Origin of the sequence: Niallia sp. FSL W8-0635, assembly GCF_038007965.1 — a bacterium.
Lineage (GTDB): Bacteria > Bacillota > Bacilli > Bacillales > Cytobacillaceae > Niallia.
Window position 1 is genome coordinate 1655267 of record NZ_JBBOYD010000001.1, and the last position, 13185, is coordinate 1668451.

Below are 13185 nucleotides of genomic sequence, written 5' to 3' on the forward strand. Positions count from 1 at the left end.
TATCAATTTTTAGACTGCTCCTATTATAGCCACAAGATTTATGAAAAGAGTGTTACTGTTTGTGAAAGTAGTATGTTTATCTTTCATCGAAATGGACTATATTAATGAAGAAAAACAGGATTCATTTAAAAAAAGGGAAAATTCTTGACCAATTAACTAATTTATTATAGAATTTTTAATCGTAATCGTTTGGATTTATATTGACACCTTAATAGGAAAAGTCTATTATTAAGTGTCATGTATAATAGAAATAAAAAGAAAAAGTTCGAGATTTAAACCTATCATGATTTTCTCCTAAACAACTAATATAATGTTATAAAATTCAAACTATAAATCGTAATGAATACGAAATGGTTAGACATTGCTCCCTTAGCCCCCTTTCCCTAATTGGGATTAGGATAGCAAGCGTGCAAGAAGAGTATATACCTGAGGGGAATGGCAAAAATTATTAACGTTCAGGTTAGATGAATAATGTTGTGATGGAAATAGAGGAGCTTGGTATTCAAGGGTATGAGAGATAGCAATACTTTTGGGTATGTTTTGTCTACGTGACAGATGGTTGTATTAATTAGAATAATCGACTTTTTTTGTATAAGTGTTATCGTACACAATAGACAAAAGAACAATGGAAAGGAGTTATTAACTATGAAACTAGCGACAGTATCAAATATTACATTTGGGTATGAACATGTTCCTTCTCTTGAAGATGTTACCTTTGAATTAGAAAGTGGAGAGTTTGTTGGGATTACAGGTCCGAATGGAGCAAGTAAATCTACTTTGTTAAAGCTATTGTTAGGATTGCTAAAACCATGGTCAGGTAGTGTGAAAATTAGCAAGCTTAATGCTAATGGCAAAAAATTAACTGTGGGCTATGTTCCCCAGCAAATATCCTCTTTTAATGTTGGCTTCCCAAGTACTGTAATCGAGCTTGTTCGATCCGGTAGATATCAGCGTAAGAAATTTTACGAGAGACTAAAGCAAGTAGACCATGAGGCAGTAAAAAAGTCATTAGAGATGGTTGGAATGTGGGAATATCGTAATAAGAAAATTGGGGAATTATCTGGTGGACAAAAACAAAAAATTGTTATTGCTCGGATATTAGCTTCAGAACCAGATCTACTTGTTTTGGATGAACCAACAACAGGGATGGATGCGGACAGTAGAAAAGGATTTTATGAATTTATGAAGCATCAGGTGAATGAACATAATAGAACGGTTGTTATGGTAACACATGATCAAGATGAAGTAGAAGGTTATTTAGATAAGATTATTCATATAGAGAAAGGAGAAAAAGGCGGATGGAGATGTTTGAGCTTGAATTCATGCAAAGAGCATTTTGGGCAGGTGGGCTCATTGCAATAATCGCACCAATCATCGGGATTTATTTAGTCCTTAGAAGACAGGCGTTAATGGCAGATACGTTGTCACATATCTCATTAGCTGGTGTTGCGATTGGTTTTTTCTTTCAAACAAATGTGACACTTTCTAGTCTTCTTGTGGTAGTAGCTGGGGCGATTGGAATTGAATATATGCGCCGGGCATATCACACTTATTCAGAAGTATCGATTGCCATCCTTATGGCTGCTGGATTATCCTTCGCTTTGTTTCTCATGAGTTTATCAAGTGGTGGAATGACAACAAGTATGGATCAATATTTATTTGGGAGTATTATTACAATAAGTAAACAGCAAGTAAATATATTAGCAATTGTAACTGGAATTATTCTTCTATTTTTTGTTTTCTTTACTAGACAGATGTATATCATGACCTTTGATCAAGATACAGCCACAACGAGTGGTATTAATACAAGTATGCTATCTATTGCTTTTAGCATATTAACAGGTATTGCCATTTCAGTGATTATACCAACTATTGGTGTATTATTAGTTTCTGCATTGTTGGTGTTACCTTCTGCTTTTTCCATTAAATTAGTAAAGGGCTTTAAATGGGTGTTTCTCGTTGCTATTTTAGTAGCTGCGGTTAGTATTTTTACTGGATTATTCTCATCTTATCATTTAGGAACCCCTCCTGGAGCAACCATTACTTTATTATTAGTGATTATCCTGCTAGTAGGTTTCTTAAGTCAAAAGATATATATGATGCTTCGACGTGCATCTAGTCAGAAAAGTTATAAAAAAGTTAGTTGAAAAAAGGGGAGCCTCTTATAGCTCCTCTTTTTTGTGCATTAGTACCCTTTGTGGTAGTCAACTAAATTAATTGGTAGCGGCTCTTCCTTTAAATAGTGATTGGCATTTGGCAGGAAGATATCCTCTATTACTCGACTGCTGTAATGCTCAGTAGAACCAGAGGTATGAGGAGTTATAATAACATTTTCTAAAGCCCATAATGGACTTGATTGCTGCAAAGGTTCTTTTTCAAATACGTCTAATCCAGCACCTAAGATTTCTCCACTTGTTAGGGCTTCAATTAAGTCATCTTCCTTGACGATTTCTCCACGACCGATATTAATAAAAAATGCTGACTTTTTCATTTGTTGAAATTGTTCTTTTTGAAATAGTTGATATGTTTCATCGGTTAATGGAAGAGTAACGACGACATAATCACAGATAGGAAGTACTTCATTTAATTGGCTGGAAGTGTATAATTCATCAACATAATCAGTCGGTTTCTGTGAATTTCGTACACCGATTACATGCATATCAAGGGCTTTGGCAATTTTAGCAGTTTCCAGTCCAATTGCCCCTACTCCGATAATGCCAATGGTCTTCTTGTGAGCTTCTAATTTTATATCTGTACCGTCCCATTTTTTTGTTAGCTGATTTCGAACATATGTATGAATATTTCTCGTTAATCCTAGCAAGAGAGCAAAAATTGTTTCGGAAATAGGATAGCTATGTACACCATTTGCGCTTGTAATATAAATATTTTTTGTACCTAATTGGTCTAATGGGAGTGAATTTACACCAGCACTCCATGTTTGAATCCATTTTAGTTTGTCATTTTGGATAATGGTTTCCATATCAAAACTGCTTTTCCAACCAACGATAATTTCAGAATCAATCAAATGCTCTTGCCAATCATCCTGTTTTAATGCATGAATAATTTGCCATGCAGAGAATTGAGACTTAACTTTTTCCAAAAGAGAAGGGTGGAGGGGGTGGGTAATTAATATTTTTCTGCTATTCATATAGAGGAACACTCCTTTATCTTTATCACTTATAATTTCTATTGTATCAAATTACGCAACAATTGGAACTATTTTGATTATTATTTAAATAAATAAACACACATCAAGCAAAGTTAATGTGTGCACTGTATGTCTTTTCTTTTAATATTTTTTTAACAGTATATAGAAAAGAGCAACATTTAAGTAATCCTTCTTCTTACAAAACCACTTATTACATCAATTACTGTTACCATCACAATAATTCCAAGTAAAATTATTCCAACACGGTCCCAATCTCTCGTACTCAGTGCAAATATAAGTGGTGTTCCTATTCCTCCTGCGCCGATTACACCCAAGATAGCAGCAGAACGAATATTAATTTCAAATCGATAAAGGGTATAGGATAAAAATCCAGGTAAAACTTGTGGTATAACGGCAAACCATAAGACTTGTAGTCTATTCCCGCCTGCTGCTAATAAACCTTCTGTTGGTCCCAAATCTAGATTTTCAATTTCTTCAGAGAATAATTTTCCTAACATCCCTATTGAATGCAGTCCTAATGCTAGTATTCCAGCAAATGATCCAGGTCCAACTGCTTTAATAAACAAAATAGCCATGATAATTTCAGGGAAGGTGCGAATGAAGCTTAGTACAAATTTCCCCGTACTAGCGATTGTTTTTCCTTTGCTCATATTATTAGCAGCCCAGAATGCGAATGGAATACAAAGAAGTGCAGATATAAATGTACCTAATATGGCAATAGCTAAAGTATCAAGCAAACCCCGTAACAAATCTTCTCCTTCTGGCAAATATACATATTCCCAATCTGGATGAAAAATACCTGAAAAGATAGCTTTAGAAATTTGAGCAGCACTGTCTTTAATGGATGTTATTGGAAAACCAGAGAAAGCCCAAATATATATAAGTACAAGTAAGAGTAGTAGAATGCTATTTCTAAAATATTTCTTTTTTGGCTTTGTTATTTTTTTTATTGTTTGACTCATAACAGTTTCTCCCGTAATTTGGTACTACAATAATCGATAAATAAAACAACTATTAAAGTAAGAATTATAATAGAAGAAGCTCGATCATATTGTAAAAAATTAAGTGTACGATCATAATATTCACCAATTCCACCGGCACCAACTAATCCTAAAATTGCTGCAGCACGTATGTTTACCTCAAATGTATATAACACATAGGAAGTAAAAGAAGCAGTAACTTGGGGAACGACACCAAAGAAAATCCATTGAATTTTGTTGGCACCTGCAGCAGTCATTCCTTCTATTGGTCCAGAATCAATCGATTCAATCGATTCATACAAAAGCTTTGCGATTAAACCAATTGAAAAAATAGTAAGTGCAATAATCCCTGGTAACGATCCAATCCCAAATATAGCAACAAAGATGGAAGCAAGTAATAGGTCTGGAATGGTTCTAATCAAATTTAATATCATTCGAAATGGATAAAAAATATACGCAGACTGTACAATATTGCTGGCACAAAAAATGGCAAGAGGAATCGCTATAATAGCACCAAAGGTAGTGCCGATAATGGCCATTCGTATTGTTTCTAACAATGGCTCGATAATTTTTTGGAAATATTGCCAATCAGGTGGAATCATTTGTACGAGAACATCGAAAATATTGGGAAAGCCTTGAATCAATTCGGTAAGACTTGCATCTGTCTTATAAGCGCTCCACCATAATAAAACAACGATAAGTAATATTGTAAAAATTGATTTTGTTTTCGCTGGTGGAGTGGGCCTATTTATTACGGGTTGTTTGTTGTCTTTTTCATTCATATAGACTCACCTAGTAATTCATCTTTTTTAATTTCACGTCCGTATATTTGTTTGAACACCTCATCGGTTGCCTCTTCAACTGGGCCATCAAATACTACCTCTCCTGCTCGAAGCCCGATAATACGTGTTGCATATTGACGAGCGAGGTCAATGAAGTGTAAATTCACGATGGTTGTAATTCCATCTTCTTCATTAATTCGTTTCAAATCATCCATTACTTGTTTGGTAGTTAATGGATCAAGAGAGGCTACAGGCTCGTCCGCTAAGATAATATCAGCTTCTTGTGCTAATGCGCGTGCAATCGATACACGTTGCTGCTGTCCACCAGAGAGTTCATCTGCACGGGAATATGCTTTTTCTAATATATTGACTCGGTCTAATGCAAGAAGACATAGATCTATATCTTGTTTCGGAAAAAGGCCCAAAATGGTTCTTAAAGTACCGTGATAACCAACTCGTCCGGATAGAACGTTGCGGAGAACGGATGAACGTTTAATAAGATTAAAGTTTTGGAAAATCATACCGATATTTCTACGAATACCTCTTAATTCGGAACCTTTTGCTGAGGTAATAGACTTTTGGTTAATAAGAATATCTCCTTCGCTTATTTCATGAAGACGGTTGATTGATCGTAGAAAAGTAGATTTTCCTGCACCAGAAAGCCCAACAATGACAACAAATTCTCCTTTGTTAATTGTAATATTAATGTTATTCAATCCCTTTGTACCATTTGGATAAATTTTTGTTACCTTTTTAAACTGTATCAATTTTTTACCAACTTTCTAATAAATATTGAAAGAGAAAGCAGTTTGTATATACATCCATGCTTCTTTTTCCTAGTAAAGGTCGGATTAATGTTACTTTAATCCGGCACTTACGAGAAAAAAGTCCAACCATTTAGAATTTAAATGGTTGGCACTGCTTCTTTATTCAGTAACTTTTTCGTTATATTCTCGAACAATATCAAATTTACTATCTTCTGATTCAACATAACCTTCATGTGTGTATATGTCTCGAATAATTTGATGTCCCTCATCACTTTTGCCAATCGCAATAAACGCATCTTGAAGTTTCTTTCTCCATTCATCACTCATATCAGAGCGAACAGAGATTGTGTCATTTGGAATAGCTTCTGTAAACTCAAGTACCTTTGTATCTTCGAAAACAGTTGGGTAATCTGCTTTCACGATATTACGAGCGTCTTGAAATACTACAGCAGCATCTACATCACCATTTAATAATGCAATAACAGCTTGGTCATGTCCTTTTACTGTAACTGTTTCTACATCTCCAGGAACATTAATATCATTTTCCATTAGTTTTCCAACTGGCCATACATAACCAGCAGAAGAAGTAACATCTTGAGTTGCGATTTTCTTTCCTTTTAAATCAGCTACTGTTTTAATAGCAGAATCTGCTTTTACGATGAAAATACTTTTATAGAAATCTACTAATTCGTCATTTTCACTTCCATCATCATTAATTCCAAAGCGTTGTGCTTGAAGAATGACATCAGCAGATCCTTTATCATGTGCAAGAACATATGCCGTTGGAGGTAAAAAACCAACATCAATTTTTTTGGAATCCATTGCTTCGATAATCGTGTTATAGTTAGTGGATACACTCACTTTAACAGGAATTCCTAGCTCATCAGATAGCAGGCCCTCTAATGGCTTAGCTTTGGCTTCTAAAGTATCTGCGTTAGAAGATGGTACGAATTGTACAGTTAATTCCTTTGGTTCATAACCATTTGCGTCGTTTGTCGTTTTTTCCTCTGAACCACAAGCAGAAAGAATCCCTGTAGCCAATGTAAGGGAAAGTCCTAGTATAGCTAATTTTTTAAACATTGTTAAACCTCCGAATGTAATTAATGTGTTACCTGTAAAAATATATAATAGATTTATCATAATTAAAGAGGGATTAATGTAAAGAATTGCAAAGTTTATGTAAAGATGATTATTGGTTTCTCTCAATGAATTAATAGAATGAAACTAGAAGAGAAATAAAAGAATTATAGGTAGTTATTAAAGAATGAACTTGCTATAATAAAAATGCTTAATAAGATATTTATGGATATTAATGGCATTTTTTACATAGGAGAATAAAGTAAAGCTTTAATTGGCGAAGCTCTTACTCGTGTATGCATAATAGTCGGAAATTTAAATTTAGGAGATGAAATCTTGAATACAGAAGTAACGATTTTATTAACGAGTGATGTACATGGAAATATATTTCCACTAAATTATGGGAACAACGCGCCGTCTGCTGTTGGACTAGGAAAAATAGCTTCCATTATAGCAAATGAAAGAGCAAAGAATCCGAATACAGTTGTAATAGATAATGGAGATTTAATACAAGGAACACCTTTAACGTATCATTATGTGAATTTTTTAGCTGATAAAAAAAATCCAATGATAACCATTTTAAATCAGTTAAAGTACGATGCGGCTGTTATTGGGAATCATGAATTTAATTACGGATTGGATATTTTAAAAAGTGCAGTGAAGGAATCGAATTTTCCTTGGCTTTGTGCCAATATTGTAGAAGAAAAAACAAATAAACCATTTTTAGGAAAGCCTTATTTGATTAAAAGGGTAAGTGGCTTCAAGATTGCTATACTAGGTGTAACGACTCACTATATTCCAAATTGGGAAAATCCTAAGAATATCGAAGGCCTCCAATTCAATGACGCATTTGATAGTGCTAAGGAATGGGTAGACTTTATTAAGAAGGAAGAACAACCAGATGTGCTTGTTATTTCCTATCATGGTGGTTTTGAACGAGATCTGGAGTCAGGAGAGCCAACGGAAGTATTAACGAGAGAGAATCAAGGATATACGATTTGTAAACAAATAGATGGAGTGGACGTGTTATTAACAGGTCATCAGCATCGAGAATTAACGGGGAATATTAATGGTACAGAAATTATCCAACCAAGTAATAATGGAAAATTCGTAGGCAAGATAACATTAATACTGGATGATAAAGGGGAAGTAATCGAGAAAGGCTCTGAACTATTATCTGTTGCAGATGTGGAGGCAGATGAAGAAATACTCCTGTTAGCAAAAGAATATGAAGAAAGTACGCAAAAATGGTTAGATACGCCAATTGGTCATATTGATGGAGATATGCTAGTAACAGATCCAATGGAGATTCGTCTATCAGATAGTCCGCTTATCGAATTTATTAATAAAGTGCAAATGGATGCTGCGAAAGTAAAAATCAGTAATACAGCACTTTTTAATAATGATTCGCCTGGATTCAAACCCAATGTAACAATGAGAGACATCGTTTCCAATTATATTTATCCTAATACATTTAAAGTGCTAGCTTTAAATGGGAAAGATATCCGTCAAGCTCTTGAGCAAAGTGCTAAATACTTTGCTTTAAGTGAAAAAGGAGAACCAATAGTTAACCCTTCTTTTGTTTATCCTAAACCACAGCATTATAACTATGATATGTGGGAAGGAATTGACTATACGCTAGATTTAAGAAAACCAATAGGCGAAAGAGTCATTCAGCTAGATTTTGAAGGCAAACCAATAGACGAAGAAGCTACTTATGAAGTAGTAATGAATAATTATCGGGCTGGGGGTGGCGGTGATTTCTTTATGTTTAAAAATAAGCCAATTGTCCGAGAAATTCAATTCGATGCTTCCGAATTACTTGCTAATTATATAATGGAACGAAAAACGGTGCCTGCTACTTGTAATCATAATTGGAAAGTTATTTGGTAATGGTATTACAGGAACCAATTCTATAAGGAAAGTATAGTCAGCTATATCGAGAGAACCTGTATATGGTCTTTCGATTATAGCTGATTTTTCTATCCTTTTATTTCAAAAAGTTCATTGACAAGTTCTTTTCTATCCTTTTTAATATTGTTAATATTAAAAAAATTAAGAAGTGTCAGGGGATGGATATGTTGGGCAAACCGATAATAGGAATAACAGGTGCTTATGTATTTAAAAATAAATTTATGGAAGGTTCATATGTCCATCATGATTATCATAAATCAATTGCGGCAAATGATGGATTGCCAATCATTCTTCCGTTTGTGGAAGAGAAGCTAGCAATCGAAATGGTAGATATTTGCGATGCTATCATTTTAAGTGGAGGAGAAGATGTAGATCCTATCATGTTTGGAGAGGATCCCCATCAAAATATCGGGGATACCATCCTCCTACGGGATAAAGTTGAATTAAACATCATCAAAAGAGCGATGGAAACAAATAAACCGATATTGGCAATTTGTAGAGGAATCCAAATATTAAATGTTGCTTTAGGGGGAACACTAATCCAAGATATTCCTTCTCAAGTAAAAGAGGGGATGAAACATACGCAAACTGTCGATAGAAGCTGGGATACCCATTTTGTAACGATTAAAGAAAATAGCAAATTAGCGGAAATTATTGGAGAAACAAAAACAAGAGTAAACAGTCTACATCACCAAGCAATTGATAGTCTAGCGGAGGAGCTGGAAGTGGTTGCAACAAGCAAGGATGGCATAATTGAAGCAGTTGAGCATAAGAGTTATCGTAATTTTTTGTTAGGAGTCCAATGGCATCCTGAATCTATGGCAGCTACTAATGAAAAAATGAATCGAATTTTTGCTGAATTTATTAAAAGCGTGAAAATAGAAAAAGTTAATATGGTACATAAATGAAGTCGTTTAGAAAAGTAGCATGCATGCAATGAAAGATAGAGATATAGGATTAAAGCAAAAAAAGATGAAAAAAAAGTTAGTATTAACTCTTAAAATCAGCTAAAATAAGAAGGTAAGACAATTTTTTCTTAGGAGGCATAACAATGAGCGAAAAAACATTTACTGTAATTGATGAAACTGGGATTCATGCAAGACCAGCAACATTATTAGTAAGCACTGCTAGTAAATACAAATCTGATATGCAAATCTCTTTCAAAGGAAAATCTGTGAACTTAAAGTCTATCATGGGCGTAATGTCACTAGGTGTACCTAAGGGTGGAGAAATTACTATTTCTGCAACTGGTGAAGATGAAGTAGAAGCAGTAGAAGGTGTAGAAACTGTCCTTAAAAAAGAAGGATTAGTTGGTTAATCTTTATGTTTCAATGACCCTCTGAAATGGGGGTCACTCTCCTTTATTTTTTGATAAAAATTAAAGCGTTTACATTTTAATTTCAGCAAAAAAGATCTGACTATGTATGATTAGATATCATAAGTTAGATCTTTTTTTGTTTTTTTCAGCGGGTAGTATTTTGAGTTTTTTAGCAATCATTTGTATATACTTATATAAGTATATCTTTTCATCCCCTATTTCTCTCTGTACATATTATGAGAATATTTAGTAAAATAAATAAAGAATAGGGGGATTGGCATGATCGTTAAATTAGAAGATGTTGGCCTAAAAAGAAATGGACAGTGGATTCTCCAACATATTAATTGGGAGATTAACAAAGGAGAAAATTGGATTTTATATGGTCTAAACGGTGCTGGAAAGACAGCATTGTTAAACATGATTTGTGCCTATTATCATCCAACAGTTGGTAACATGGAAGTGCTAGGAAAAGTGTTCGGAAAATCGGAGTTAGGCGGAGAGCTTAGGAGAAGAATCGGCCTAGTATCGAATCGTTTGCAACAGAATTTATATGAGTCAGACAGTGCATTTGAAATAGTACTAAGCGGTGCCTATGCGTCTATTGGTTTATATGAATCACCGACAACAGAAATTAGGAATAGAGCAATTGAACTAATGAAGAAGTTAGGTAGCTTAGATTATGCAGATAGAACTTATAATAGCTTGTCTCAAGGAGAAAGGCAAAGGGTGCTTATAGGAAGGGCATTAATGCTAAACCCAGAGCTCATTATATTGGATGAACCAGCAACAGGCTTAGATTTTTTAGCGAGAGAACAATTATTAGAAACCATTTCCGAGCTAGTAAGCGAAGATAGTAGCATCATTTATGTTACACATCATGTGGAAGAGATATTACCGGTATTTTCTCACTCTTTTCTTTTGAAAGAAGGGAAGGAATTTTCTTCAGGCTATACTAAGGAAATATTAACAAGCAAGAATATGAGTAGCTTTTTTTCATTACCAGTTGAAGTTATTTGGAATAATGAACGGCCACTATTGGCAAGAAAGAGCTCATTGATAGAAAAGTAGGCAAAGGAGACTAAATAGTGGCATATAAAATAGTGTTTATTGATATTGATGGAACATTAGTAAATGAAGAGAAAAAAATACCTCAGGATGCAAAAGAGGCAATTACTGAATTAAAGAAACAAAATATTCCTATCGTATTAGCAACTGGAAGAGCACCGTATTTCTTTTCAGATATATTAACAGAGCTAGGCTTATCCTCTTATATCTCGTTTAACGGTTCGTATGTTATGCACGAGGAAGAAGAAGTATATAAAAAACCAATTCCTGTTGAGACGTTAGAGGTACTAGAACAAATTGCTTTGAAAAATAATCATCCGCTAGTTTTTCAAGGAAGTAAGGAATGCTGTGCAAATCATAAAGAGCATGCCCATATTATTGAATCCTTTCAGTCTTTGAAATTAAATGCACCAACCTATCGAAAGGATTTTTGGAAGGAAGCAGATATTTATCAATGCTTGCTTTTTTGTGAGGAAAAAGAAGAAAAATTATACGAAGAATCATTTTCAAATATTCACTTTGTACGTTGGCATCCTTTATCAATGGATGTTATTCCAAAAGGCGGGTCAAAAGCAGCGGGGATAGAACAAATCTTAACCATACTAAATATTGATCCAAACGAAGCGGTGGCTTTTGGAGATGGATTAAATGATAAAGAAATGCTCTCGTTTGTTGGGATGGGGGTAGCTATGGGAAATGCCCATGAAGACGTTAAGCCATTTGCGAAATTTGTTACTAAACATGTGAATGAGGGTGGATTATCTTATGGCTTGAAAAAGATTGGGCTTATATAATTCTTAGACAAATAGTATGCATAGAAGAAAGCTGTCAAAATCCATCTTTTTCTGGTCTTTTGACAGCTCTATAAGATAAAAACTGTTGATTTAGTCCTTCCAATCTTCATAAACAACCACTCCACCTGATAAATCGATGGTATTGCGTTCTCCTTTATAAAGAAGTTTTCCATCTTCTTTCACGATTAGGTTTTCATAGGTAAATACCTTTTTTCCATTTGGTAAAGTGATGACTACTTTTTCTCCGAATTCTTCTTTTCCTGTTCTAGTCTCACTAGCAAAATATTTATCTGAGAAAATATAGCCACCAAATAGTGTGGTTAACAGTAAAATGGAACCTAAAAAATAAATAATTTTTTTACCAATACTATTCTTCTTTTCGTCTTGTTTTTCCGTATGTTTCATATGCGCCTCCACAATATCACCTTTTCGTTCAGATTAATTGCTCAAACGGTAACAATGGCATATATAATAATAGGTTGATATATATGAAATTCCCTCTAAATTAGGATATGAAACAAAATCATAAAGATGACGAAAAATTTGTGGAATGTTGTTTTTTCTCTTGCTAGTACTTCTAAATCTTAAGCGCTTCAATTGACAAAATGAAAATAGCTCAAAAATATCCTCTTTATGAAAAGGGGAATAATTTTAATTATTTAAATAATCCTGAAACCTTTTCCATTTCTAACCGTATATTTGGTAAGAAATAAATGAAGGGGGAATGATTAAGTGATTACATAAAAAAATAAAAAAATGGAAAGTGAATGATGTATATGGAATTATTCGGTTTTGATCTTCCCACCATCTATTTAACCGTATTAATCGGTTCAGGAATATGTGTTATTTTAACCTTGTTGTTATCAGATTTATTTGGTGGAGATATTGGTGTATTCAATCCTACCCTAATCCTTGCCTTTTTTACGATATTATCAGCAAGCGGTTATCTTATGGAGAAGTATTCTAATGTAAATAGTGTCATTATTCTATCGATTTCTGCAGTAATCGCACTTATTATTTCCATCTGTTTACACTTTTTTGTTTTTATCCCACTTGCTAACGCAGAGGAATCATTGGTATATAATGATGATTCATTAAAAGGAAGAATTGGCAAGGTTATAACAGCTATTCCACAAGATGGTTATGGAGAAATACTAATTGAAAGCATCAGTGGGAATATCCCAAAAACTGCTGCAAGCTTTTATAATGAAGAAATTAGATTTGGGGAAGAAACAGTTATAGTAGAGATTAAAGAGAATGTTGCTTATGTGGTTCGCAAGGATGGCATATAGAAAAGCATACAAGAGGAGGAAAAATGG

14 protein-coding genes are annotated in these 13185 nt (G+C 34.1%); 8 read left to right on the top strand and 6 right to left on the bottom strand.

Annotated elements, in window-relative coordinates:
• Positions 1-645: 645 nt before the first annotated feature.
• Positions 646-1362 (top strand): metal ABC transporter ATP-binding protein, encoded by a 717-nt coding sequence (locus tag NYE52_RS07690; RefSeq protein ID WP_341192533.1) that lies wholly within the window; start codon positions 646-648, stop codon positions 1360-1362.
• Positions 1299-2147 carry a metal ABC transporter permease gene (locus NYE52_RS07695; protein ID WP_341192534.1) on the top strand — a complete coding sequence of 283 codons (849 nt, stop codon included), beginning with the start codon at positions 1299-1301 and terminating at the stop codon, positions 2145-2147. The genes NYE52_RS07690 and NYE52_RS07695 overlap by 64 nt, the downstream gene beginning before the upstream one ends.
• A 38-nt stretch (positions 2148-2185) precedes the next feature.
• Here the strand turns inward: NYE52_RS07695 and NYE52_RS07700 are convergent, their stop codons facing one another.
• The 5 genes from NYE52_RS07700 to NYE52_RS07720 form a co-directional block, all read right to left on the bottom strand.
• Positions 2186-3148 carry a D-2-hydroxyacid dehydrogenase gene (locus NYE52_RS07700; protein ID WP_341192535.1) on the bottom strand — a complete coding sequence of 321 codons (963 nt, stop codon included), beginning with the start codon at positions 3146-3148 and terminating at the stop codon, positions 2186-2188.
• A gap of 179 nt (positions 3149-3327) precedes the next feature.
• Positions 3328-4131, bottom strand: a complete 804-nt coding sequence (phnE, locus tag NYE52_RS07705; protein ID WP_341192536.1) for a phosphonate ABC transporter, permease protein PhnE — start codon at positions 4129-4131, stop codon at positions 3328-3330.
• Entirely contained in the window at positions 4128-4931 is an 804-nt protein-coding gene (gene phnE / locus NYE52_RS07710) for a phosphonate ABC transporter, permease protein PhnE (protein WP_341192537.1), read from the bottom strand. Before phnE (NYE52_RS07710) ends, phnE (NYE52_RS07705) begins: the two co-directional genes overlap by 4 nt.
• Positions 4928-5698 carry a phosphonate ABC transporter ATP-binding protein gene (gene phnC / locus NYE52_RS07715; RefSeq protein WP_341192538.1) on the bottom strand — a complete coding sequence of 257 codons (771 nt, stop codon included), beginning with the start codon at positions 5696-5698 and terminating at the stop codon, positions 4928-4930. The genes phnE (NYE52_RS07710) and phnC overlap by 4 nt, the downstream gene beginning before the upstream one ends.
• Positions 5699-5857: 159 nt before the next feature.
• The gene (locus NYE52_RS07720) at positions 5858-6778 is read right to left on the bottom strand and encodes a phosphate/phosphite/phosphonate ABC transporter substrate-binding protein (protein ID WP_341192539.1); all 921 of its coding nucleotides are present in this window, start codon (positions 6776-6778) and stop codon (positions 5858-5860) included.
• Positions 6779-7111: 333 nt separating this feature from the next.
• Here NYE52_RS07720 and NYE52_RS07725 point away from each other — a divergent pair, with 333 nt between their 5' ends.
• From NYE52_RS07725 to NYE52_RS07745, 5 genes are all read left to right on the top strand, one after another.
• Positions 7112-8668, top strand: coding sequence for a bifunctional metallophosphatase/5'-nucleotidase (locus NYE52_RS07725; RefSeq protein WP_341192540.1), 1557 nt, complete (start codon positions 7112-7114; stop codon positions 8666-8668).
• A gap of 185 nt (positions 8669-8853) precedes the next feature.
• Complete coding sequence (locus tag NYE52_RS07730) at positions 8854-9597, top strand: gamma-glutamyl-gamma-aminobutyrate hydrolase family protein (RefSeq protein WP_341192541.1); 744 nt, start codon at positions 8854-8856, stop codon at positions 9595-9597.
• Positions 9598-9740: 143 nt separating this feature from the next.
• A complete protein-coding gene (locus NYE52_RS07735) occupies positions 9741-10007 on the top strand; it encodes a phosphocarrier protein HPr (protein WP_251627379.1) in 267 nt (88 codons plus the stop codon).
• A 279-nt stretch (positions 10008-10286) separates the two neighbouring features.
• Positions 10287-11075, top strand: coding sequence for an ABC transporter ATP-binding protein (locus NYE52_RS07740; RefSeq protein WP_341192542.1), 789 nt, complete (start codon positions 10287-10289; stop codon positions 11073-11075).
• A gap of 17 nt (positions 11076-11092) precedes the next feature.
• Positions 11093-11866 carry a Cof-type HAD-IIB family hydrolase gene (locus NYE52_RS07745; RefSeq protein WP_341192543.1) on the top strand — a complete coding sequence of 258 codons (774 nt, stop codon included), beginning with the start codon at positions 11093-11095 and terminating at the stop codon, positions 11864-11866.
• 90 nt (positions 11867-11956) lie between these two features.
• Here NYE52_RS07745 and NYE52_RS07750 read toward each other — a convergent pair whose 3' ends face one another.
• Positions 11957-12271: a hypothetical protein gene (locus tag NYE52_RS07750; protein ID WP_341192544.1), complete on the bottom strand. Its 315-nt coding sequence runs from the start codon at positions 12269-12271 to the stop codon at positions 11957-11959.
• A gap of 365 nt (positions 12272-12636) precedes the next feature.
• Between NYE52_RS07750 and NYE52_RS07755 the strand changes: the two genes are divergently transcribed.
• Positions 12637-13158, top strand: a complete 522-nt coding sequence (locus tag NYE52_RS07755) for a hypothetical protein (RefSeq protein ID WP_341192545.1) — start codon at positions 12637-12639, stop codon at positions 13156-13158.
• The last annotated feature ends 27 nt before the right edge of the window (positions 13159-13185 follow it).

What these genes read in the sequence shown, in the direction of transcription:
- NYE52_RS07690 (WP_341192533.1), top strand. Translation starts at nt 646, where the DNA reads ATGAAACTAGCGACAGTATCAAATATTACATTTGGGTATGAACATGTT.
- NYE52_RS07695 (WP_341192534.1), top strand. Translation starts at nt 1,299, where the DNA reads ATGGAGATGTTTGAGCTTGAATTCATGCAAAGAGCATTTTGGGCAGGT.
- NYE52_RS07700 (WP_341192535.1), bottom strand. Translation starts at nt 3,148, where the DNA reads ATGAATAGCAGAAAAATATTAATTACCCACCCCCTCCACCCTTCTCTT.
- phnE (WP_341192536.1), bottom strand. Translation starts at nt 4,131, where the DNA reads ATGAGTCAAACAATAAAAAAAATAACAAAGCCAAAAAAGAAATATTTT.
- phnE (WP_341192537.1), bottom strand. Translation starts at nt 4,931, where the DNA reads ATGAATGAAAAAGACAACAAACAACCCGTAATAAATAGGCCCACTCCA.
- NYE52_RS07720 (WP_341192539.1), bottom strand. Translation starts at nt 6,778, where the DNA reads ATGTTTAAAAAATTAGCTATACTAGGACTTTCCCTTACATTGGCTACA.
- NYE52_RS07730 (WP_341192541.1), top strand. Translation starts at nt 8,854, where the DNA reads ATGTTGGGCAAACCGATAATAGGAATAACAGGTGCTTATGTATTTAAA.
- NYE52_RS07735 (WP_251627379.1), top strand. Translation starts at nt 9,741, where the DNA reads ATGAGCGAAAAAACATTTACTGTAATTGATGAAACTGGGATTCATGCA.
- NYE52_RS07740 (WP_341192542.1), top strand. Translation starts at nt 10,287, where the DNA reads ATGATCGTTAAATTAGAAGATGTTGGCCTAAAAAGAAATGGACAGTGG.
- NYE52_RS07750 (WP_341192544.1), bottom strand. Translation starts at nt 12,271, where the DNA reads ATGAAACATACGGAAAAACAAGACGAAAAGAAGAATAGTATTGGTAAA.
- NYE52_RS07755 (WP_341192545.1), top strand. Translation starts at nt 12,637, where the DNA reads ATGTATATGGAATTATTCGGTTTTGATCTTCCCACCATCTATTTAACC.